General features: G+C 39.2%; 21 protein-coding genes. 7 read left to right on the top strand and 14 right to left on the bottom strand.

From position 1 onward, the window contains the following. Nucleotides 1-49 precede the first annotated feature (49 nt). On the top strand, nt 50-652 hold the full coding sequence (locus tag ACR2F3_RS00810; protein WP_432708084.1) for an outer membrane beta-barrel protein: 603 nt from the start codon (nt 50-52) through the stop codon (nt 650-652). Nucleotides 653-740: 88 nt separating this feature from the next. On the opposite strand, the gene ACR2F3_RS00805 is transcribed toward ACR2F3_RS00810, so the two are convergent. Then, nucleotides 741-3,245, bottom strand: a complete 2,505-nt coding sequence (locus ACR2F3_RS00805; protein WP_432708083.1) for a DPP IV N-terminal domain-containing protein — start codon at nt 3,243-3,245, stop codon at nt 741-743. A 173-nt stretch (nt 3,246-3,418) separates the two neighbouring features. Here ACR2F3_RS00805 and ACR2F3_RS00800 point away from each other — a divergent pair, with 173 nt between their 5' ends. After that, nucleotides 3,419-4,291 carry a polysaccharide deacetylase family protein gene (locus ACR2F3_RS00800; protein ID WP_432708082.1) on the top strand — a complete coding sequence of 291 codons (873 nt, stop codon included), beginning with the start codon at nt 3,419-3,421 and terminating at the stop codon, nt 4,289-4,291. A gap of 96 nt (nt 4,292-4,387) precedes the next feature. On the opposite strand, the gene ACR2F3_RS00795 is transcribed toward ACR2F3_RS00800, so the two are convergent. The 4 genes from ACR2F3_RS00795 to ACR2F3_RS00780 all read right to left on the bottom strand — a co-directional run bounded on the left by ACR2F3_RS00795 (nt 4,388) and on the right by ACR2F3_RS00780 (nt 7,182). Continuing rightward, entirely contained in the window at nt 4,388-4,840 is a 453-nt protein-coding gene (locus ACR2F3_RS00795; protein ID WP_432708081.1) for a 3-oxoacyl-ACP synthase, read from the bottom strand. Between the two features lie 16 nt (nt 4,841-4,856). After that, nucleotides 4,857-5,438: a nitroreductase family protein gene (locus ACR2F3_RS00790; protein WP_432708080.1), complete on the bottom strand. Its 582-nt coding sequence runs from the start codon at nt 5,436-5,438 to the stop codon at nt 4,857-4,859. A 64-nt stretch (nt 5,439-5,502) separates the two neighbouring features. Beyond that, the gene (locus tag ACR2F3_RS00785; protein WP_432708079.1) at nt 5,503-6,495 is read right to left on the bottom strand and encodes a TIM barrel protein; all 993 of its coding nucleotides are present in this window, start codon (nt 6,493-6,495) and stop codon (nt 5,503-5,505) included. Between the two features lie 15 nt (nt 6,496-6,510). Then, nucleotides 6,511-7,182: a DUF6766 family protein gene (locus tag ACR2F3_RS00780; RefSeq protein WP_432708078.1), complete on the bottom strand. Its 672-nt coding sequence runs from the start codon at nt 7,180-7,182 to the stop codon at nt 6,511-6,513. A gap of 552 nt (nt 7,183-7,734) precedes the next feature. On the opposite strand from ACR2F3_RS00780, the gene ACR2F3_RS00775 reads away from it, so the two are divergent. Continuing rightward, nucleotides 7,735-8,337: an outer membrane beta-barrel protein gene (locus tag ACR2F3_RS00775; protein WP_432708077.1), complete on the top strand. Its 603-nt coding sequence runs from the start codon at nt 7,735-7,737 to the stop codon at nt 8,335-8,337. 323 nt (nt 8,338-8,660) lie between these two features. On the opposite strand, the gene ACR2F3_RS00770 is transcribed toward ACR2F3_RS00775, so the two are convergent. The 5 genes from ACR2F3_RS00770 to ACR2F3_RS00750 form a co-directional block, all read right to left on the bottom strand. Next, nucleotides 8,661-9,242, bottom strand: coding sequence for a hypothetical protein (locus ACR2F3_RS00770; RefSeq protein WP_432708076.1), 582 nt, complete (start codon nt 9,240-9,242; stop codon nt 8,661-8,663). Nucleotides 9,243-9,385: 143 nt separating this feature from the next. Beyond that, on the bottom strand, nt 9,386-10,543 hold the full coding sequence (gene moeB / locus ACR2F3_RS00765) for a molybdopterin-synthase adenylyltransferase MoeB (RefSeq protein WP_432708075.1): 1,158 nt from the start codon (nt 10,541-10,543) through the stop codon (nt 9,386-9,388). 4 nt (nt 10,544-10,547) lie between these two features. Further along, the gene (locus ACR2F3_RS00760) at nt 10,548-10,832 is read right to left on the bottom strand and encodes a MoaD/ThiS family protein (RefSeq protein WP_432708074.1); all 285 of its coding nucleotides are present in this window, start codon (nt 10,830-10,832) and stop codon (nt 10,548-10,550) included. Between the two features lie 19 nt (nt 10,833-10,851). Beyond that, nucleotides 10,852-11,280, bottom strand: coding sequence for a Mov34/MPN/PAD-1 family protein (locus ACR2F3_RS00755; protein WP_432708073.1), 429 nt, complete (start codon nt 11,278-11,280; stop codon nt 10,852-10,854). Nucleotides 11,281-11,285: 5 nt separating this feature from the next. Next, on the bottom strand, nt 11,286-12,665 hold the full coding sequence (locus ACR2F3_RS00750; RefSeq protein WP_432708072.1) for a polysaccharide biosynthesis protein: 1,380 nt from the start codon (nt 12,663-12,665) through the stop codon (nt 11,286-11,288). 251 nt (nt 12,666-12,916) lie between these two features. Here ACR2F3_RS00750 and ACR2F3_RS00745 point away from each other — a divergent pair, with 251 nt between their 5' ends. Beyond that, nucleotides 12,917-14,539 (top strand): ABC-F family ATP-binding cassette domain-containing protein, encoded by a 1,623-nt coding sequence (locus ACR2F3_RS00745; RefSeq protein WP_432708071.1) that lies wholly within the window; start codon nt 12,917-12,919, stop codon nt 14,537-14,539. A 233-nt stretch (nt 14,540-14,772) separates the two neighbouring features. Here the strand turns inward: ACR2F3_RS00745 and ACR2F3_RS00740 are convergent, their stop codons facing one another. Together ACR2F3_RS00740 and ACR2F3_RS00735 are read right to left on the bottom strand one after the other, a co-directional pair. Beyond that, a complete protein-coding gene (locus ACR2F3_RS00740; protein WP_432708070.1) occupies nt 14,773-15,273 on the bottom strand; it encodes an FKBP-type peptidyl-prolyl cis-trans isomerase in 501 nt (166 codons plus the stop codon). Nucleotides 15,274-15,284: 11 nt separating this feature from the next. Continuing rightward, complete coding sequence (locus ACR2F3_RS00735; RefSeq protein ID WP_432708069.1) at nt 15,285-17,297, bottom strand: thioredoxin domain-containing protein; 2,013 nt, start codon at nt 17,295-17,297, stop codon at nt 15,285-15,287. A gap of 106 nt (nt 17,298-17,403) precedes the next feature. Between ACR2F3_RS00735 and ACR2F3_RS00730 the strand changes: the two genes are divergently transcribed. Next, complete coding sequence (locus ACR2F3_RS00730) at nt 17,404-18,501, top strand: mandelate racemase/muconate lactonizing enzyme family protein (protein ID WP_432708068.1); 1,098 nt, start codon at nt 17,404-17,406, stop codon at nt 18,499-18,501. A gap of 8 nt (nt 18,502-18,509) precedes the next feature. Here ACR2F3_RS00730 and ACR2F3_RS00725 read toward each other — a convergent pair whose 3' ends face one another. Next, entirely contained in the window at nt 18,510-19,430 is a 921-nt protein-coding gene (locus ACR2F3_RS00725) for a glycoside hydrolase family 25 protein (RefSeq protein ID WP_432708067.1), read from the bottom strand. A gap of 3 nt (nt 19,431-19,433) precedes the next feature. After that, a complete protein-coding gene (locus tag ACR2F3_RS00720) occupies nt 19,434-20,804 on the bottom strand; it encodes a dipeptidase (protein WP_432708066.1) in 1,371 nt (456 codons plus the stop codon). 181 nt (nt 20,805-20,985) lie between these two features. Here ACR2F3_RS00720 and ACR2F3_RS00715 point away from each other — a divergent pair, with 181 nt between their 5' ends. After that, the gene (locus ACR2F3_RS00715) at nt 20,986-23,271 is read left to right on the top strand and encodes an ATP-dependent helicase (protein WP_432708065.1); all 2,286 of its coding nucleotides are present in this window, start codon (nt 20,986-20,988) and stop codon (nt 23,269-23,271) included. 73 nt (nt 23,272-23,344) lie between these two features. Next, entirely contained in the window at nt 23,345-24,025 is a 681-nt protein-coding gene (locus ACR2F3_RS00710; RefSeq protein ID WP_432708064.1) for a DUF4290 domain-containing protein, read from the top strand. Nucleotide 24,026 lies beyond the last annotated feature (1 nt).

Genomic DNA, 24,026 nt, shown 5'->3' with positions numbered 1-24,026 from the left:
AGTCAGTAATTAAACTGAAAAATATTTATAAACTAAAAAACATATTAAGATGAAAAAGTTAGTATTATCATTAGTTGCAGTTTTCGCATTTGCTTTTGCAACTCAAGCCCAAACAGAAAAAGGTAATGTATTAGTAGGTGGAAACGTAGGTTTCAATACCTCGAAAACTGATGGTGCTGATAAATCTGATGTAAATTTTAAAGTAGTACCTAGCGTAGGTTACTTTGTAGCTGACAACTTTGCAATTGGTACTGGCGTTGGTTATAATTATAACAAACAAGTAAGCAGAAACAATTTAAATCAGGCTTTCGAAGTTTCGCCATTTGGCCGCTACTATGTAGATTTAAACGATAATTTTAAATTTTTCGGCCAATTAGCCGTTCCAATGGCCTTTGGTAATAACAAATATGTGGATGCCAATGGTAACACTGGCGACAAATTAGCAACTACAACCAATATTGGCGTTAACCTTGCTCCTGGTTTTGCTTACTATCCATCTAAAAAAGTTGGTATCGAATTTTCAGTAGATGGTTTTGGTTACAACCATAATAAAGTTGAAAATGAATTAACCGGAAATAAAGTAAAATCTAATTCATTTGGATTTAATGCCAACACATTTGCACCAAAACTAGGTATAATGCTTCACTTCTAATCGCATAAAAAAGTAGTGATTTGGGAAATATAATAATGCAAAAAGCCCTGGCCAATACGGCCAGGGCTTTTTGCTTAATTGGGTATTATTATTGTTTTTTTTCCAGCTCTCTATCGATTTCGACAATATCTACCTGTTCAGGTTGTGTAAAATCGCCAATCAGGTATTTATTAAAGTGATCGGCCAAACGCCAGAATGCATATTCTGTGAGTGGACCAAAATGATGACGTTGACCGGGTAACATCACAAATTCAAATCTTTTACCTGCTTCCATTAAAGAGTTTGCCAATCTAATAGTGCCTGCAGGGTGTACATTGTTATCTATATCGCCTGTCATGATCATTAAATGGCCTTTTAGATTTTTAGCCAATGAAGGGTTTTTGTCAATATCATACTTAAAAGTAGTATCACCTTTAGCAGTGACCATTTCTTTTACACCATGATGTTTTTCGCTCCACCAACGGTTATAAATGCTGTTATCGTGGTTTCCAGCTTTTGAAACCGCAGCTTTGAAAAAATGTGGATAAACTAACATCGCTGCTGTAGACATGAAACCACCACCAGAATGGCCGGTGATTCCTACCCGGTTGATATCAATAAAATCATGACGTGCAGCCAATTGCTCAACAGCAGCTTTTTTATCAGCCAACCCATAATCCCTTAAGTTTCCATAACCAAAGGTATGGTACCATTTGGAACGGGCCGGGTGCCCGCCTCTGTTTCCTACAGAAACAACGATATAACCTAACTGTGCCAGGCGATCGGTGTTATCCATACTTTTGGTGAAAGCTTTATTTACCGCTTCCGTTTGAGGACCAGGGTAAACGTATTCAATGATAGGATACTTTTTATTCGGGTTAAAATCGAATGGTTTGTACATTACCCCATAGATATCGGTTACGCCATTATCTGCCTTTACTTTAAACGGTGTTGGAAATTGATAACCTGCTGCCATCAATAATGATAGGTCTGCAGTCTCTAAATCCATTAACTTGTTGCCATTGGCATCAAGAAGCACTGATTGAGGTACAGTATTCACCCTGGAAAAATTATTCACAACATATTTAGCCTCGTCGTTCATGTTAGCATCGTGGTCAAAATCGCCTGGGTTTAATAGCTTCATGCCTGAACCATCAAAGTTGATGCGGTATAAATGCATATAATAAGGGTCTTCATTTGCCTCACGCCCGTTTGCGGTAAAATATAACACGCGGTTTTTATGATCGATATTAACAATGTTTTCACAATGGAAAGATCCCTTAGTTATTTGATTTTTAAGTTTCCCTTGTCCGTCAAAAAGGTAAAAATGCGCCCACCCGTCTCTTTCTGACCAATGAATAATTTCTTTACCGTCGTTCACCAAACCAGGTCTGTTTACTTCTACGTAGGTATTAAAACGCTCTTCAATAAGCGGGGTAACTTTTTCGGTATTAATATCTACCTCACAGATATCAATTCTTTTTAAATCTCTGCTGGTACGTGAAATAAAAATCTTGTTATTATTACCCAACCATATAGATGGTCTGAACTCATTATCTCTGTCTTTATTTAATAAGGGTGCAGACCAAAAAGATACAGATTGGTCCTTAAACGCAGTGACGTCAAGTTTACGGTGAGTTTTCGTCTGAAAATTAAAAAGGAGAATCTCATCAATAGGCGCTTCTTTTTCACCCGGCATCTGATACTTATAGCTTTGCAAGGTTGGGCGTCCTTTAGCCGTGTGATCAATTACCCAGAGGTCTTTAACCTTACGGCTATCTCTTCTATTTAGCACAAAGTACTTCGAGTTTGGCGACCACAGGACAAATGCACGACGACGTTTCTTGTCATTTTTCTCCAATTCTTCGTTATTCTCTCCGTCACCGTCACTTCCATAAGCGTAAAATTTAACACCATCTTTAGTTAACTGGTGTTCTACAATGGTGCTGTCTTCTTCATTTTTTACTGCCTTTTTGTAGTTTTCCTTGTCCATCCAGAACAAGTTGTAGTTGCGGGAAAAAATAATTGCAGATGAATCAGGTGCAACAGAACCCCAGCTTGGTTTTGCTTTCGGTTTAGAATAATCAGGCACTTCTGTAAGTGTCGCACTGGCAATATCATAGTTAAAGAAGAAAACCTTTTTCTGTAGGGAATCAGCTGCTTTTTTGTCTTTACGGTCCTTTTTTACTTCATCTATAGTACTCTTCATTTCGAAAGAGATGCTCTTTTCATCCGGAGAGAATTTAAATTGCTCTATAGGCAAGTGTTGGGCATCAAAAGGATCACGAATAATGCGGGTAAGATCTGCAGCAAGTTTTGCCACATCAAAGATTGGCTTTTTGCTTCGGCTTGCCGGATCTACAATATACCATTGTTTTCCTGCGGGTGTTTCATACTCATACCAAAAACGATTGCTAAGCTTTAACCAATGGGGATCAACTGTAGTTGAATAAACCATCTTTTTAATTTTTGCAGGTGAAAATCTTGAAGCAAGCTGGTAGTTTGCTTTCGGCGATTCTACGTGATTTTCGGTTAATGGTGAGGTCTTGATTTGTGCCCGTACATCCAAACCGGATGCAGCGGCCAACAAAACCAGAAAGTAGAGTTTCTTCATGTGGAATTTTATTTCAAAAGGCTAAATTATTGAAATATAACTTCAGCACGCCAGTGACATTGTAATAAATAAGATATCTTTATAGTTTTGCACCGATCCTTCAGTAAACCATCGGATTAGCGTATCCTTAAATCTTAATTTTATTTGCTACTTATTAAAAACTACTCATATCAATGAAAAAAACGTTACTATCATTAACTGCTGCTACCCTTTTCTTTTCGCTTGGCTGCCAAACTAATTCTCAAACCAGTGACCTGTCCAACGTCATTGTAGAAACCACAGATGCTCCTGATTCGCTTTCCACAGACACTGCTAAAGCTATTGACATTTCCAACATCAAAGTTGCAGACGCTAAAACCATTTTAGCACGCCAACAGGTACCTGTTCTTTGCTACCACCAGATTCGAGATTGGAAACCTACAGATTCTAAAGCAGCAAAAGATTATATTATTCCTGTAGCTACCTTCAAGGCCCACATGAAATTACTTGCTGATAGCGGTTATCACACCATCCTGCCTGATCAGTATTATGATTACCTGAACAATGGAACACCACTACCAAGTAAACCGATTATGATAACTTTCGATGACACAGAAAAAAACCAACACGGCATTGCAGCTCCGGAGTTAAAGAAATATGGTTTTAAAGCCGCCTTTTTTATCATGACGGTGTCTATTGGCCGCCCAAATTATATGACTAAAGCACAGATCAAAGAACTGTCTGATGATGGTCACCTAATTGGCTCCCATACTTGGGATCACCATAATGTTAAAAAATACCAGGGTGCAGACTGGGAACTGCAAATCGAAAAACCAACAAAAACATTAGAGGAAATTACAGGCAAAAAAATCACGCACTTTGCCTATCCTTTCGGATTATGGAACCCTGAGGCTATTCCGGAATTAAAGAAAAGAGGTATGAAATCGGCTTATATTCTGGCTACTAAAAGAGATGAGAACGACCCTTTGTATACCATTCGACGAATTATAGCCAGTGGTTACTGGAGTGCTAATACACTAAATAACAGCATCAAAAATAGTTTTTAACACCACATCATTCCATAAAAATGCCCCAAAAAGCTAGACACTTTTTGGGGGCATTTTATATTGGCACCCCCCTTTTTTAGGGAAAGAAATAAGGTCTTAAGCGACTTCCAGAATAACGTATTTTTTCTGGTTAAAGGTTATATTATCTTTTGCCTGTTTACCTAATAACAATTGGCCAATGGGCGATAATGCAGATATTGCAAAATAGGTTTTGCCATCAAACGTCAGTTGACCAACACTGATACTAATGTAAAAGTTACCCTCTGTAGTGTATACAAGACTTCCGCTTTTCACTACTTCGGTGGCCGTATGGTCTTTAAGTGATTCTAAAACCTGTAAATTCTGCCTGGCATCCATCAACAACCTTTTGTTCCGCGAAATATCCTGCTGCATCATTTCACGTGTAGTTTCAAACTTATCTCCCGCACTGCTTTTAGTATCATCGTTACTTGCTTCACGGGCTTGCTCCAATGCGGTTTCTGCAGTGTTTATTCTTTGTTCTATAAATTGTTGACAAAGCTTATATAACTCGGCCTTAATATTCTCCATCTCCATTTCTTGTGACTTATTCTTCAACCCATTTCACTTTCTCTTCAATAGGCGTCCTATTCGCTTCCCGCGGTTTTTCGTTGTGGTTACCAACATAAAACAAACCATAACACTTTTCCTGATCGCTCAGCTCTAAAAAACCCTTTAAGTAAGGTAAAATTTCAGGCGAACTCCAATAGGCACCCACATGCAGCGCTTCAGCTGTTAATGCCATATTTTGTACTGCGCAGGCCACCGCAGCAATTTCCTCCCATTCTGGAACCTGATCAGGATGCAATTCTGCACAAATCACAATAACCGCACTGGCACTGTTTACTTTTTCCTTTATGCTATCATACTTCTTTTGAAGAAATTTCCCTTCAGGCGTCCTTTGCTTATAAATTTCGGCCAACGCCTCCCCCAGCCTATCCTTTCCAGCGTTTCTATACACCCTGAACCTCCAGGGTTCTGTTAATTTATGAGTAGGGGCATAATTAGCACTTTCTAGTATTTGTTTAATCAGCGTAACAGGAACTTCTTCTGTTGTATAACTGTTTGGAAAAATACTCCTGCGTCGTTTGATGATATTACTTAATATGCTGAATTCTTCTTCTGCCATTATGGATTAATTTTAGACACGATCGCAAAAGTAAGTTACATAACCGACTTAAGTAACCGCCAATTTAATATTGCTTTAAGAGTCTGTCTAACAAAGCTTTTGTTTTCCTCACCCCCTCCTCTTCAGACAATTTAGATCCCTCATATTCAATCCCTACTATTCCGTTCCATTTTGCTGCCTTGATAATATCAAACATCTTTTTGTAATCAATAGTCGTTTCATCGCCCTGTTCGTTGAAATCTAAAGACTTCGCGCTCACTCCTTTTGCATACGGCATGAGGTCTTTAACACCCTGGTAACGGTCATACTCCTGGTCTTTGCCAATTCTGAAATTACCAAAATCTGGCAAAGTTCCACAATAAGGGTTATTAACCTGTTTTATAACAGACGATAGCCATTGGCCATCGGAAGAATAGCCACCATGATTTTCTACAATAATGTTAATTTTTTGTTGCTTTCCATATTCGCTAAGCTTACCCAATCCGTCAACTGCAGCGGCTTTAACCTCCTCAGCCGTTCCTTTTCCGGCAGCATTTACACGGATAGTTTTACATCCCAGGTATTTTGCGGTGTCAACCCATTTGTGGTGATTTTTAACTGCAGTTAAGCGTGCTGCATCGTCGCTATCACCAAGGTTTCCTTCACCATCTACCATAATAAGGTGGTTTTGAATACCTTCATTTTTAGTCCGTGTAAGTAACTCTTTCATATAAGCAGGATCGCTTTCCTGTTTTTTAAAAAACACACTCACATATTCAACGATATCGATACCAAAGTCGTTTTTTGCTTTCAGCGGAAAATCCAAATTCGTCATTTTACCAGCAAACAAAGCTTTATGAAAGGACCACTCCGCAAGGGATATTTTGAAGAAGTCTTTTTTTGCCAAAGCAAATACATCAATCGGTAATAGCGTGGTTACACCTGCAGCGGCAGATAGCATACCGAGGTTTTTAATAAAGTTTCTACGGTTGGTTGATTTAATCATGGTATGGAATAATTTAGGTTTGTAGATTCTAAAATAGAAAATATTTTCATCATTATCCCAGTGATTTTTCAAGAGGGTAAGCTTAAGTTACTTACCTGTTTCCATATGAGGAGCATCGACCGGCTTTGATTCCGGAGACCCGTGTTGCCGGAGATATATCGTTAAGAATACAATGGCAAAAACTGATAAAAATTCACTCTGCCAATTTTGAAATGTCTCAAACCAAAACCTAGGCTCAACCAGATATGATTGTACGGTAACGGCAGGTTTATGAGATAGTATTTGTAATACATTATAATCTTTCCAGCTACCATACAGATGCAATCCCCAACTGGTGAAGAATAAAATTAAAAAAACAAGACCAAGTGAATTGCGATATATGCTTAAAATCCAACCGCCTTTTCGAACAGGCCATGGGGCATCAGGTGATGGAGTAGGGTCACGGTCTACATCTTCTTCCTCGTCCAAAGATTTAGACTCAGCAGAACCTAGCTGCCTTAACTTAATGGTGAGCAATACGTACAAACCCATCTGAAGAAATTCACTTTCAAAGTTCTCAAAGGTTGCAGATATAAAATGGCCACTCTGTAAATACGCTGACAATTCCAGCGCTTTGGCATTGTCGTCTTGCAGTTCCTGGTTGTGTTCTTTCCAGCCGGTTATGGTTTGGGCAATGAGGGTTATAAAAAAAAGAGACAAAAAAACTATTGATAAACTGTTACGATAGAAAAAACGGTGATTCTTTGGAGATTTTGTCATGTCAAGCCTTTTAAAAGCTAAACAACATCTCGCGACAAAAGGTTTGAAAACCAGCAGTTTGTTTAGAATAACATAAATTATCTAACATCGCCACAAACTTCATTACCCTTTATGGCCTTAAAGATAAATCCTTTACCAAGATTTCATGTGCTGGTTGTTTACTACCAAAACCCGCAAGGCCAGAGCCTTTTAATGAGGCCTCTACCCCAATAACTCATTGTAATGGAATACAGGAAACCAAAAGCGACCAGGATGAATTACAAATCAGCCATTATCACTGACAATTTGCATTACAAAATAGCTGACATATTAACACAAAAGGTCAATTTGACTGCACACACAAACAACGATTCATATAATTATTGCAAGGGATACTAAGAAAGCAACCATCAAACGAGACAAAATATAAACACTTGATTTAAAAAGACTTATTTTATTAAAACACCGTTTAAACACTAACAATACCTATATTTTTTGGCACATATATTGACTATATGACAATGAAAGTCAGTAATTAAAACTTATAATAACATAAACTTAAAACATATAAAAATGAAAAAGTTATTATTATCATTAGTTGCAGTTTTCGCATTTGCTTTTGCAACTCAAGCTCAAACAGAAAAAGGTAATGTTTTATTAGGTGGAAACGTAGGTTTCAAAACATGGAAAGCTACTGATGCTGCTAAACATGATGTAAACTTTACAATTGCTCCAAAAGCAGGTTACTTTGTAGGTGATAACGTTGCAATTGGTGCAGACCTAGGTTATAAGTCCGACAAAAGTGTTTCATTAAACTATTTAGATCAGTCTATTGAAGTTTCGCCATTCGGTCGTTATTATGTAGGTTTGAACGACAGATTTAAATTCTTCGGACAATTAGCTGTTCCAATGGCATTTGGTAAAGAAAAATTTGTGGACGACAACGGTAAAACTGGCCATAAATTAGGCACTTATACCGATATCAATGTTAACCTTGCTCCTGGTTTAGCTTACTATCCATCTAAAAAAATTGGTATTGAGTTATCAGTAGACGGTATTGGTTACAACCACTCTACTTGGAAAGACTCATCAGACGGATCTAAAGTAAAATCACAATCATTTGGAATTAACGCAAACACCCTTCAACCAAAATTAGGGGTAATGTTTCACTTCTAATAGCGTAAAACCCAGTGATTGGGAATTATCAATAATGCAAAAAGCCCTTCCAATGGAAGGGCTTTTTGCATTGCAATATTATTTACCTTTTTCAAGCTTGCTGTCGATTTCAAGAATATCAACCTGTTCTAGTTGTGTAAATCGCCAACCAAATTAAAATAAAGTTATCTTCAAATCGCATAGGTATGAGAGGACCAAAGTGGTGGCGCTTTCGCATCCATTAGCGTAAATTTCCTCATCACAGAAGGTTTGTTCGCCCTTCTGTGAACTTAAAAACAAAAACAGAAGGTAAAAGCGATTAACCCCTACCTTCTGTGTGTAAATTATCTCACGTCTCCTCGAACTTTATTAGCAGTTCCACGGCCTGGAAGATAAATCTGTAACCCAAATTCCAAAGTAAGACTATTCTGGTAGTGTGTACTACCAAAACCTGCAAGCCCATTGTATTTTAACAAGGCCTCTAACCCAATATTCGGTGTTACGAAATATGAAAAGCCAGGGCCTAGGGCGAAATCAATTCCATTTGTATCGCCACCGCCGTCACTTACATTCTGACCACCAAAGCCAATGGTAGCTTCGCCAAAGATTCTCCCATGCCTTAACACCTCCACATCAGATCCCCCATAATACCTTCCTAAAACCCCTACCCCATAGTTAGTAGTTGTGGTAGAATTTTTCGCAGTCAGTATTCCAAACTCTACGTATCCACCAAACGCAATGTTGTCTTGAACAAACCAGGCAGCTTTTGGCGACACCCTGGCGCTAAAAACATTAGGTTCATCCAGTCCTAAACTAAGGTTTGCAAAGTCAGCACCAATCAGAACATTCCCTCTTTGTATTTGTGCATCTGCAGAAAGACCTGCGCTTACCAATGCAGCTAACAATAAATAAGATAATTTTTTCATAATTCCATAATTTGAGTCCTCAATAAAAATGGTACAACAGTATATTTAACGAATTGTTCTTCAAACTGTTAGAACTTTACAAGGAGCAAAAAAGAGGAATCATTGTTATAGAAAGAAGGCCATAAGCCGGGCGAAAAAGCTAATTAATAGACAGGTAAATCAAGTTCCATTTCCTTAATATAATTAAGTATTCCGCCTTCCATATTATAGAGATTTGCCAAACCATATTTATCTTCCAGTAACCTGATGGCTTTTGCACTACGCACGCCAGATTTACACATGATTACCACGCGTTTTTTCTGGTCGATATTTGATGCATGCTCGGCTATCACACCCAGTGGAATCAATTGGCTACCTATATTTACCAATTCATACTCATGCGGCTCCCTTACGTCTATTAACTGCACCCCTATCCCTTGGTTTTGCCAGTTTACAAATTCTGCTGGTGTTACTTGTTTTACCTTACGTTCCATGGCTTTCACCCCACAGAATTGCTCATAGTCAATAAGCGTAGTTTGAGTAGGATTTAATCCATTTAATGGGTTTGCATCATTCTTTTTTATATTAAAAGTGCGAGATTCAAAAGTTAGGGCATCGAAAAGATATAATCGTCCATTAAGCGTTTCACCCACGCCGGTAATCACTTTGATCACTTCAAGTGCCTGGAGACTTCCTATAATTCCAGGCAGCACACCTAGAACTCCTGCTTCCGAACAATTTGGCACTGCCCCGGGATCTGGTGGCTGAGGAAATAAATCACGATAGTTTGGCCCTCTTTCCCCTTGGTCATTGAGCTGATTAAACACAGTAACCTGCCCCTCAAACTGGAAGATAGAGGCATACACGTTCACCTTACCCAAAAGGACACAAGTGTCGTTTACCAGGTAGCGCGTAGGGAAATTATCTGTACCATCGGCCAGTACATCATAGTCCTTGGCAATTTCCAAAGCATTCTGGGAAGTAAACTGGGTGTGATGCAGGGTAATTTCTATGAACGGATTTAAAGCTTCCAGGCGCTTCTTAGCCGCTTCAGTTTTTAACAAACCAATTTCGTCTACATTGAATAGCACTTGACGCTGCAGGTTGCTGTCTTCAACTACATCGCAATCTACTATTCCAATATGACCTACACCAGCTGCAGCCAGGTACAATAACACTGGACTCCCTAATCCCCCTGCACCCACAACAAGTACACTCGAATTTCTTAATTTCTCTTGCGCTACCATCCCAAAATCAGGAATGATGATGTGCCTGTTATAGCGTAATAGTTCTTCTTTTGAGAAATAATTAGTCTTTTTCATCGCGTTAATCTTTTAGGTTTCCACCAGCAATAGCTGGAACGATACTTACTGTTGAATCTACATTGACAATAGTATCAAGCTGACGTAGATTTCTGATGTCATCTTCGTCTACAAAAATGTTGATAAACTGTCGTATACTACCACTGGAATCAAGTAAATGATTCTGAACTTCCGGATAATCAAGCACTAAGTTATCTACAACTTCAGAGACAACTGTCCCTGACACTAAAACTTTGGAAGAATTTTTAGTAAATCTTCTTAACGGGGTTGGTATTAATACAATAGGCATAAGATCAAATTAAAAATAATTAATGATTTTGATTAATAGGTTGTTCTTGGAATATCCTGGAATCATCCAGCCGCCAACTCCTTGTTTCAGTTTGTCCCTCAGGGTTTACCGAAATAATCAGGTAAGAAAAATCTGGCAAAGCAACACGTGTATCCACACTTGATGGGATCGCAGGCTGGTTTGGATGCGAATGATACACACCTAACAACTGTAATTTATGTTGCTCAGCATAAGCCTCTGCAGCGAGGTAATCTTTGACATTGATTTTGAAATGGTATCTTTTATTCAGTATAGTCGTGTTTTCTACTGGCCATGCAGCATGTACTACTGTGTCTCCACCGGTAGACTGCCCGAAGAAAAAGCCACAACTTTCTTCCGGAAAAGCCTTGATGACGCTATCTTTAATATCTGCCCATGGACGGGGATCAATAAGTAACTGTTTTGACATATATACTAAAAAGTTGAGGCTACACAATAGGAAACATTTAAATTATTCAAACTATCCATTAACAAAGGAACAGTGGAACCATAATCTGCCATGGTGGCTCCCTGACTAAACAAATATTCTGGTTGAAGACCCCATTTTAAGATATTCAGGGTGTCTTCCCGATCTACGTGAAGCAATGACGCACGAACAAGTTTTTTAAGTTCTATCAGCAAGCACTCCTTGGTCTGCAGCTCACCCTCCACTTTTTGCAATTCGTAAAGTGCCTGTTCAAGTACTTCAGGCTCAGTCGACGAAATACGTGAAATTATAATATCTCCTGCTTTGTTATAGGATAAAGACTTGTTCTCATAGACGTTAATCAGTAAATTAAGCTCCTCAGGATTTGCCCAATTCAACTGTCCTCTAAAGAATTTTTCCGAATAACCAATGGGGTTACCTTTAAATATAACAGGAATATCTCTTTCAGATTGCTTGATATAAAACAAGGCAACCTCCAGGCTTTCAACCGGCCATTCCAGGTTTCTTACAATCAGGAAATTACATTTATTCTTTTCAGAATGAATCAATGAATTAAGCAACAAATCTGCTGCTTCCACTACGTTCTGGGCAGTAACATATTTCCCTGGGCTATGGATAGATGAAAAGTTAGCATTCCATAAATTTCTTAGTTCCATATCCATCAGGCTGTTCTCCAGAATATGAGTGAACCTTACCATAGAATATATCACGCTGCTTTGTTTAGCATAAGTATCAAAGATAAATTCGCAAATCTTCTTTGTTGCAGAATATACTTCATTGGTGTAATACCGGCTGGATTTACCGGTTGAAGAAAATACACATTGTTTAACTGAAGGAGTCTTTTCGCAGGTTTTAACAACATTCAAAGTACCCAGCACATTGGTACTTACAGTTTCAACAATATTGTGTTCGGCATATCCAGGGTTACGCTGCGCCGCGGTGTGAAAAACATAGGCAGGTTGATAGGCCTGAAAAGCTGCTTCCAATGTACTAAGATCACGTATGTCGGCCTCGATATAGACAATTTTATTCCTGTTAATGCTAGTAATTCCGGTATAATGGCGCTTATCCACAATTACTACCTGGCGGACGCCTAATTCCAGCAATTTATTAACTAAACAACTTCCCACGCAGCCTAAACCTCCGGTCACCATACATGTTTGATCTTTTAACAAATACTCAAGTTCTACGCGTGGTAAACTTAGCTTCCGGCGAGTGGTAGGTGTGAAAGGATTTTCTTCTAATCTACCTTCATTATTATATATATTTATTAGCTGTCTGGTTAAGCGTTGCAACTGTAAATACGCGCTTGGATTATTAATTTCGGGCGAATACTCCCATATTTTATTATAAATTGAATTTATCATAACTTGAATTTGAATGTTTCTGCAATTCAGTAATTGATTTATTATGAATGTAAATTACCTATATAAAAGCATCTCTCAAAGAGAAAATAGACACAACTTATTGCACAAATTTTTCTCATAATTGTAGAACAAAATAGCAGACAACTCTTGCGATAAACTGGGATTTTGGTTAATTTTTAGTCATTTAGGAAGCCCATTATTCTACCCCTTATAAATAATACCTACCTTTGCATCTTATTTTTTAAGCATTTATGATATCAGTATCTAATTTATCTCTACGTTACGGCAAACGAACCTTATTTGAAGATGTTAACCTGAAATTCACCCATGGCAATTGCTACGGTGTTATTGGAGCAAACGGAGCAGGTAAATCAACCTTTTTAAAAATCCTTTCAGGTGAAGTGAACCAGACTTCAGGTCAGGTATCCTTTACTCCGGGTGAACGAATGGCGGTTTTAAGACAGGATCACCATGAATTTGATGAATATACTGTCATCGAAACTGTTATGATGGGCCATAAAGAGCTGTTTGACATCATGAAAGAAAAGGACGCCATTTATGCGAAAGAGGACTTTACCGATAAAGACGGTGAACGCGCAGGTGAACTGGAAAATAGATTCGCTGAAATGGATGGATGGAACATGGAAAGTAATGCTGCAACCATGCTTAGCAACCTTGGAATTAAAGAAGATCAACATTATAAAAAATTAAAAGAACTGGACGGTAAACAAAAGGTTCGAGTGTTATTGGCTCAAGCTTTATTTGGTAACCCAGACATTCTTTTACTGGATGAGCCAACCAACGATTTAGATATTGAGACCATCGCCTGGTTAGAGAACTTCCTTGCCGATTATCAGAATATTGTTTTGGTGGTATCGCATGATAGGCACTTTTTAGATGCTGTATGTACACATATTGTCGACATAGACTTCAGCAAAATCAATATTTACTCTGGTAACTATACTTTCTGGTATGAGTCAAGTCAGCTTGCTTTGAAACAACGCAGTGATCAAAACAAGAAATTAGAAGAAAAGGTTAAGGAACTGCAGGAATTTATTCAGCGATTCAGCGCCAACGCTTCCAAATCAAAACAGGCAACATCCCGTAAAAAAGCACTTGATAAAATCGATCTGACGGAGATCAAACCTTCAAGTCGTAAATACCCGGCTATCTTGTTTAATAACTTGGGCCGTGAAGCTGGCGACCAGATTTTGCAGGTGGAAAACCTCAGTAAAACGGCGCATGGCGAAGTGCTTTTCAAGAACGTTAACTTTATGGTGAATAAAGGTGATAAAATTGCCATTATTTCGCAAAACAGTTTAGCGACCACTGCTTTTTACCAGATATTAACTGGCCGCGATAAGGACTATACTGGTGATTTTAAATTTGGGGTAACCATAAACGTGGCAGATATTCCTAATGATAACTCAGATTATTTCAACGGCAAGGACATGAACCTGGTTGATTGGTTAAGAGAATATTCAGATACCGATAAAGATGAGCAGTTTGTAAGGAGTTTTCTAGGCAGAATGCTTTTCTCTGGAGAAGAGGTATTAAAAAACACCAAAGTATTGTCTGGTGGTGAGAAAATGCGCTGTATGTTCTCTCAGATGATGTTAAAACATGCCAACCTGCTTATGTTTGATGAGCCGACGAATCACCTCGACCTTGAATCTATTACCGCTTTAAATAATGGGTTAAAGGACTTTAAAGGCACAGCATTATTTACCTCACGAGATCATGCGCTAACTGAATCAGTAGCAACTCGTGTAATTGAGTTAACCCCAAAAGGCAGTATTGACCGCATGATGAGTTATGATGATTATATCAATAGCGAAGAAATAGCAGCTTTACGCGCAGAAATGTACAAGTAAACGGGGCTACCTATATTCTAAGAGGCTGCATCATTGAAAAATGGTCAGCCTCTTTTTAGTTAAAAGAATTTCGAAATTGATTCTACATGAATACGAGTTGAAATTGCATTAAAACTACGTTTAAAGATAAATGCAAATACTATGTAAATCGCAAGGGTGGTGATGGATTAAAAGAAAAAGGGGTTGTGCCATTTTATCATGACACAACCCCTTTAAGAAATTTTAAATATGAATTAGTGAGCCTCGTGACCGTCAGCACCATGTGCATGGCCATGGTTTAATTCTTCTTCAGTAGCTTCACGCACAGAAAGAATTTTACCAGCAAAAATCAGGTTTTTACCAGCCATCGGGTGATTTAAATCAACTGAAACAGTCTCATCATTTATAGCAGTAACTCCTGCTCTGAAGTGATTACCTTGGTTATCCTGTAATGGGATTACATCACCAACACCCGGCAGGTCAACTTCTTTAAACATATCTTTAGGCAAGTCTGCATATGCTCCCGGATCAATATCTCCGTAACCATCAGCAGCAGTCAGCTCAAAGCTGTATTCATCACCAACATTTAAACCAAGCAAATGCTCTTCAAATTTTGGTAACATCATACCTGCACCATATAAAAAAACTAAAGCGTTTTGCTCATCAGCTTTTTCTACAAAAACTTGTTGTCCTTCTGCGTTTGTCGTATGCAATTCATACGTTAAGGAAACCACTGTATTAGGTTTAATACTCATTAGAATCTTGTTTAATTTATTAATTTTATTGCTTCCTCAACTGATCTCACGGGCAGCTGACATACTTTATTCCGGCAAATATAGATTTTTGTTTCAATGCTTTGCTTATCTTTTAACAAAGGAAGTGAAGAATTTGTTCCTGCTATTGTAATTTTGTTCGGAATGTAGACTTCATTTAACGCTTCAACAGCCGCTTGATGTTCTACTCCGCTAATCGCAATTTCGTTAAGGCCATATACTTCATTCAACAATTGGATGGCCCAGTTAGAGTAAGCAGAACCATAAGTTTTAAGCTGTGGCTTAACAGCAGCAAGCATAGCACTTGCTTTTGCCAAGTAACTATCTTCATCAAACAATAAGCCTAACGTCTGTAAGTTTTGCGCCATTACAGAGTTAGAGGCAGGAATTACATTATCCATGATTTCGTGCTTACGGGCAATTAAAGTTTCATTACCGGATGGGGTATAAAAAAACATCGGCGTGTTTGGATCATTGAAATTACTTAACACATATTCCGTTAAATTTTTAGCTTCACTAAGCCACTTTTCATCAAAATCTACAGCATATAAAGCCAGTAATGCTTCGATAAAAAAGGCGTAGTCATCGAGGAAACCGGAGATACTTGCTTTCCCTGATTTATAATTCCGGTACAAGCCCGCATCAGGGGTTCGCATTGCCGAAAGGATAAAGTCTGCTGCCCTTTTTGCCATTGCCATGTATGTGGCATCTTTAAATATGACGGTGCTTTCGGCCAGTGCCTTAATGGCCATGGCGTTCCATGCCGTGAGACATTTATCGTCCAATCCAGGTCTTACCCTTAAACTGCGATATTGCAATAACTTTTCTTTGGCTAACTTAACTTTCATCTGTAAATCTTCCAGCGGAATACCTTTGGCAGCAGCAAATTCTTCGTCAGTAACACGCCTTAACAGGATATTAGTATGTTCTTCTTCCCAATTACCTTCTTCCGTCACATTATAATATTCGGCAAGCAGTAGATGATCGCCTTCGGTAGTTACTTCAAATTCATCGCCCGACCACACATAAAACTTCCCTTCCACCCCTTCACTATCTGCATCAAGTGCAGCATAAAACAGACCTTCCGGCGAAGTCATTTCGCGCTGTAACCAGGCAATGCACTCTTCTGCCACCTCTTTAAATAAAGGCAAACGTGTAGCGGCATAGGCCTCTGTATACAAACTGATCAGCTGGCCATTATCATACAACATCTTTTCAAAGTGTGGTACGTGCCACCTATCGTCAACAGAATAGCGGGCAAAACCACCCCCTATTTGATCGTATATTCCACCTAAAGCCATTTTTTCTAAGGTAAACAAGGTAGCCATGCTTGCCGACTGGTCTTCAGCCAGGTGGCCATAACGTAATAAAAACAACCAGTTATTAGGCAATGGGAATTTAGGTGCGCGGTTATATCCCCCTTCACTCATGTCAAAACTGCGTTTCCAGGGCGCTACAATTTCTTTTAAATCTTCGGCAGTGTAATCGGCAGTTTTAACATTCGGAATAATTTTCTCTGCATTAATAACACCTTCTGTTAAACGATCAGCATATTGTAATGCTTTTTCGGGTTCCTGGGCCCACAAAGCCGCTACGTGGGTTAACACGTTAATCCAATCGTTTTTCTGAAAATAAGTACCCCCATAAACCGGCCGCTGATCTGGCAAACAGATACAGTTTAAAGGCCACCCTCCACTGCCAGTCATCAATTGTACAGCAAGCATATACACCTGGTCAATATCCGGGCGTTCTTCCCGATCTACTTTTATACATACAAAATGTTGATTCATCACCTCGGCCACCTCATGGTTTTCGAAACTTTCGCGTTCCATCACATGGCACCAATGACAAGCGCTATAACCGATGCTTACCAAAATGAGTTTGTTTTCATCTTTTGCTATCTGTAAAGCGGTCTCCCCCCATTCATACCAATGGACAGGGTTATAGGCATGTTGCAATAAATAGGGCGAGGAGGATTTAATTAGTTCATTAGGTTCCAAATTCATACAATAAAGGTAAAAAGATAAGTCGTACTTTTACCCTCAAACATTGCACCATGAAACCGTGTAGCGCATTACCTGGCCTAAATGGAAATGAAAAAACAATAAACTCATGAAAATCACACATACCGAAATTTACCGCTTCAGTATCCCAATGGAACCTTTTGTAATTGCGACTGGCACTATGCATTTCGCTCAAAATGTTTTCATCAGGGTACATACAGATCGTGACATTTACGGCGTGGGCGAATGCTCGGCCTTCCCAATGATTGTAGGCGAAACCCAAGAAACCTGTATCGCTATGGCCAAAGATTTTGCTAAAATCTGGATTGGCAAAGATCCACTGGATATTCCGGAGCGCATGAACGACCTATTGGGTTATGCTGATCATAATAGCACCATTAAAAGTGCTTTTGACATGGCCTTATTTGATATAGCTGCAAAAAACGCGGGTTTGCCATTATATAAATTTTTAGATGGAAATAAAAGAACCATAGAAACCGATATGACCATTGGTATCGGGACACCAGAGGTGATGGCCAGTGCTGCTGTTAGTTACCAGCAAAAAGGTTGTACCATACTAAAGCTTAAATTAGGAAAGGGTATTCATGAGGATATTAAAAGAGTTGCTGCAGTTAGAGATGCCGTTGGGCCTGATATGTCCATCCGCCTGGATGCAAACCAAGGGTGGACTTTCGATGAGGCTTTATTAGCCCTGGGCGATCTGGAGAAATACAACATTGAGTTTTGTGAACAACCCATGCGCACCTGGTTTGACGACCAGCTCCCAGAACTTAACCTGAATTCACCTATTAAAATTATGGCTGATGAAAGCGTTTACAACCACCATGATGCGCGTAAGCTGATTAACAGCAAATCGTGCGAATATTTGAATATCAAATTTGCAAAATCAGGGGGTATTCTTGAAGCGCAGAAGATACATGAAGAAGCACTAAAAACAGGTGTTAAATGTATGATTGGAAGTATGCTAGAAAGCCGTATAGCACTGAGTGCTAACCTTCATTTTGCCTTGGCAAGCCCACATGTGGTGTTTTTTGACCTTGACACCTGCCTGTTGGGACACCTCATAGACCCGGTAAAGGGTGGTTTAACCTATAGTGGCTTCAAGCTGGATATACCTGAAACGATTGGAATTGGTGCAGACGCTGATCCTGAGTTTTTAAAAACCTGTGAGAAATGGACGGTTTAACACCGATTTTATTTTATTTTTAAGGCTTCAAACATGGTGCTGTCGCCATTAAAGGCATTAAAATCTACTGTATGGTTAATGCCGTTGATACGCGCCTGGTCTGAGTGCTGCCAGAATACCCATTTCTCAGAATTTACTTTAAGCTGTGGCTCATAGTAGTGGGCAATCCATAATTTATAATCGTCGAAATGGCCGTCCAGGTAATCGTTATAAAAGGATAACCCTGAATAGATAATTGGTTTTACGCCAGTTTTTCGTTCTACATGCAACAAAAATATTGAAAGTTCTTTACGCATCACTGCTGGTGATACACCATTTAACTCTTCAACGTCAATAACTGGCGGTAAATCGCCTTTTTCAAACTGTACCGTTTGCAAAAAGAACCGGGCCTGCCACAAGCCAGATTTTTTTGGCCTGAAGAAATGGTAGGCACTACAAACAATACCTGTTTTAGCTGCCTCACGCCAGTTTCTTTGAAAATAAGGATCAACAAGTGCCACCCCCTCCGTCGCTTTAATGATGGCAAAATGTACCCTCACGCTATCTTCGTGCATGGCTTTTACCTGCTGCCAGTCGATTTTTCCCTGATAAGAGGATACATCGATTCCATGTATGCTATGTTTCCTGGGGATTTTAATATTAAAACTTTGGTAGGTGCGGTAGTTTGGGTCTTCGCCCCAATCTTTAACCCAGCTTATGGTCGATGTAAATAACTTCAACACATAAGCATAGTATAAAGGCGATAACAGGACCAGCAGGAAAATCGCTATGATAAACTTCCAGTGCATGGCCATGCCTTTTGACTTCTTTTTAGAAGGCCTCCTCTTCACAGGTTTACGTACAACCGGCTTTTTTGCCGTAGCGGCCTGTGTTCGCGCTAATGCTTTATCGAGTGAAGTAAGTGGTTTTTTCTTGGGAAGAGGAGGCACAGCTTATTTACTTAATTCAGCATAATATTTATGAAACAAAGGAAGTGTCTCGATACCCTTATAGTAATTGAAGACGTCAAATTTCTCATTTGGCGAGTGCAATGCATCGCTGTCTAATCCAAAACCAAACAATACAGATTTAATACCCAATACTTCTTCGAACAATGCCACGATAGGAATGCTACCACCACCACGTGTAGGAATAGGCTTTTTACCGAAAGAATCAATAATAGCCTGCTCTGCTGCACGGTAAGCGACGCTGTCTGTTGGTGTAACCACCGGCTCGCCACCATGATGTGCCGTTACCTTTACTTTTACATACTCTGGGGCAATGCTTTCGAAATGTTTTGCAAAAATTTCCGAAATTTCATGTGAATTTTGATGTGGCACTAAGCGCATGGATATTTTCGCATTAGCTTTTGACGGCAGTACTGTTTTTGCACCTTCGCCAATATAGCCTCCCCATATCCCGTTTACTTCTAAAGTTGGGCGTGTTCCTGTACGTTCCAGCGTAGAATAACCTTTTTCCCCCCATACAGCTTTAATATCAAGGTCTTTTTTATATTCTTCCAGATCAAAAGGTGCCTCATTCAAAGCTTTTCTCTCTTCATTAGTTAATTCAAGTACTTTATCATAGAAAGCCGGAATGGTAATGTGGTTGTTTTCATCATGCAAGGAAGCAATCATTTTACATAATATAGTAATAGGATTGGCTACTGCACCACCGTAAACACCAGAGTGAAGATCACGATTTGGGCCTACTACTTCCACTTCCATGTACGCTAAACCACGTAAACCTGTTTCTATTGAAGGGTTCTCCATGCTGATCATCGAAGTATCAGAGATTAACACCACATCGGCCTTTAACCGTTCTGCATTTTCTTTTACAAAAATACCAAGGTTTGCAGAACCTACCTCTTCTTCACCTTCAATCATAAACTTCATATTGCAAGCCATGGTGTTGGTTTTCATCATCAGTTCAAATGCTTTTACATGCATATAGAACTGTCCTTTATCATCGCAAGCTCCACGGGCATATATTTTTCCGTTACGAATAGTTGGTTCAAATGGTGGCGTTTTCCATAACTCCAGCGGATCGGCAGGCTGTACATCGTAATGGCCATACACCAATACCGTTGGCAGGCTAGGATCGATGATTTTTTCACCGTAAACAATTGGGTAACCAGCTGTTTCACAAATTTCAACCTGATCGGCGCCGGCTTCTTTAAGCTTTTCAGCAACAAATGCTGCAGTTTTCAACACATCACCTTTATACTTAGGATCGGCACTTACTGATGGGAAACGCAATAACTCAAACAACTCCTCTAAAAAGCGTTCTTTGTTTTCTTCAACATATTTTTTGATCTCTTGCATGACAAAGTTTTTGACAAATATAGAGTTTTTGAAACTTTTCATATTAACTACTTATTTGTATATTTGGACCTGATTAGATCAGCGGCATGACGTTCATCCACAAAAGAACAGTCAGCCACACAAACCTATATTTATACAGCGTGGTCTTTTATTACTTCGCATTTAAAATATTTAGCTCATTTTGGATTATTTAGCAGGATTAAACCCACAGCAACGTGCGGCAGTAGAAAATACCGACGGGCCGGCCATGATTGTGGCTGGAGCCGGATCTGGTAAAACCAGGGTAATTACCTACCGCGTTGCGCATTTAATTGAGAAAGGTGTAGATCCTTTTAATATTTTAGTACTCACATTTACGAACAAGGCTTCAAAGGATATGCGTGAGCGTATCATGAAGGTGGTTGGTAATGAAGCTAAAAATATATGGATGGGTACCTTCCACTCTGTATTCGCCAAAATTTTAAGGGTAGAAGCAGAAAAGATTGGTTATCCATCAAATTTCACCATTTACGATACTGATGATAGCAAAAGCTTAGTACGCGCCATACTCCGTGAAATGCAGCTTGATGATAAGTTGTATAATGCAAACTTTGTGTTTAACCGCATATCTTCGGCTAAGAACAACTTGATTTCTCACAGCGAATACCTGAACAATGCAGAGATACAAGCAGAGGATATTAGCAATAAACGCCCCCTTATAGGCGTTATCTATGAAACGTATACCAAACGGTGTTTCAAAGCCGGAGCAATGGACTTTGACGATTTGCTTTTTAAAACCAATGTTTTATTAAAAAACCATCCGGACGTTTTAAACAAATATCAGCAGAAATTTAAATACCTGATGGTAGATGAGTACCAGGATACAAACTTTTCGCAATACACTATTGTAAAAAAACTTGCTGCAGCTTACCAAAATCTTTGTGTAGTGGGCGATGATGCACAAAGTATCTATGGTTTCAGGGGTGCTAATATTCAAAACATCCTGAACTTTGAAAAGGATTATCCGGACCTTAAAGTATATAAACTGGAACAAAACTACCGTTCTACACAAAACATTGTAGAAGTAGCCAATAGCATTATTGCAAACAATAAAAACCAGCTAGAGAAGAACGTATTCTCTGCTAATGAAACTGGCGACCGTATTAAAGTACAGCGCGCCTTTACCGATAATGAAGAAGGAAAACTGGTAGCAGAAGCCATTGTGCTGGAACGCAGTTCGAAAGGTTTAGATCATAAAGACTTTGCCATTTTGTACCGCACCAATGCACAATCGAGGGCAATGGAGGAAGCTTTACGTAAACTTAATGTACCTTACAAGATCTATGGCGGATTGTCTTTCTATCAACGCAAGGAAATTAAGGATTTAATAGCCTATTTCCGCCTCACTTTCAACCCTAGTGATGAAGAAGCTATTAAAAGGGTAATTAATTATCCTAAAAGAGGATTGGGAGACACTACGGTTGATAAGATAATTGTAGCAGCCGATAAACATAATATTACCATGTTTGAGGTCATTTGTAATCCTCAACAGTATATTGAAGGTAGAATTGCAAACCAGCTGAATGATTTTGCCATGATGATAAAGAGTTTTGCGGCCGAGTCTAAAAAACTGGATGCCTACGAAACCGCTTTATTTATTGCACAACATTCGGGTATTTTAAAAGAGTTGCATACTGACGACAGCATTGAAGGAAGAAGTCGTTATGAAAATATTCAGGAACTCCTAAATGGTATTAAGGAATTCTCGGAACGAGAAGATATCGAAGACCGCAGCCTCGCTGTATTTATGCAGGATATTGCCTTATTAACCAACGACGACAGGCAGGACGATAAGGATAAAGACACGGTTTCTCTGATGACTATCCACTCTGCAAAGGGTTTAGAGTTTAAAAACGTGTTTGTAGTAGGTTTGGAAGAAAACCTGTTTCCTTCGCAAATGTCATTGAACTCACGTTCGGACCTGGAAGAAGAACGCCGCTTATTTTATGTAGCGATTACCAGGGCTGAGAAAAAGCTTACCCTCACCTACGCTACTTCGCGTTACCGCTGGGGCACCTTAACCAGTTGTGAACCTAGTCGCTTTATTAATGAAATAAGCCCGAAATACCTGGAGCTGGAAGTGGCAAAACCAGCGAAAAGTACTTTAGGGGAAGATAGTTTTGACAATGAACGCCGCAGCTGGTCGCAGCAACGCGAATCATTCAGCAAGCCTAAACCAACGGCAACGAGTGCAATGCCTAAAACAACCTCTATATTGCCAAAAGCACATGTACCTACTCCGGATTTTGCACCCGATGCGGCAAGTGCCTTTCAAATGGGTATGGAGGTAGAACATGAGAAATTTGGGTTTGGAAAAATCATTAACCTGGAAGGTAATTTACCTGACGTTAAAGCAACCGTTTTCTTCCAGGGTTTAGGAAATAAACAATTATTACTAAAATTTGCTAAATTGCGAATTGTTAGATAAATTATACCTTATTATAACACATACACAGGCAGTTGATTCCGATCAACCACGATAAGCCTATAGAAAATTAAAAATGAATTTTGATTATAATACCACTCGCAACGAATTGATTTTAGCCGAGTATGGTCGCAATGTGCAAAACATGGTGAAATACATCTGCGAGCTACCTGATCTTCAGGAACGGAATAGATATGCACAGGCCGTTATAGACCTGATGGGTTTTTTAAATCCACACCTGCGTGATGTGGCTGATTTCAAGCATAAATTATGGGATCACTTGCACATCATCTCTGGCTATAAAATTGATGTTGATAGCCCATATCCAAAGCCTACGCCTGAACAGGCTGCAGTTAAACCTAAACATATTGGCTATCCACAGCAAAAAATAAGGTTTAAACATTACGGTAAAACAGTGGAAACGCTGATTGAAAGAGCCAAAAACACGGAAGAGCCAGAACGTAAAGCAGCGATGGTACAAGGAATCGCCAATTTCATGAAAATGGCTTATGTAACATGGAACAAAGACAATGTGGCCGATGAAACCATTTTAAAGAACCTTTCTGAACTTTCAGGTGGCGAGTTGCAGCTTGAAGAAAACATTAACCTTAATAAAGTTGAATTTAAACCGATGGTAAACCGGTCTACAAATAACAACAACCGTGGCAGAAGTAACAACAATAATAATGGTAAAGGCCGTGTAAATAACAATAATAACCGTCCTCAGCGTAGTAACAACGGAAAACCAAGACACTAAT

Source organism: Pedobacter sp., assembly GCF_045627485.1.
GTDB lineage: Bacteria > Bacteroidota > Bacteroidia > Sphingobacteriales > Sphingobacteriaceae > Pedobacter.
This window is presented reverse-complemented; position numbering and strand designations above follow the sequence as displayed.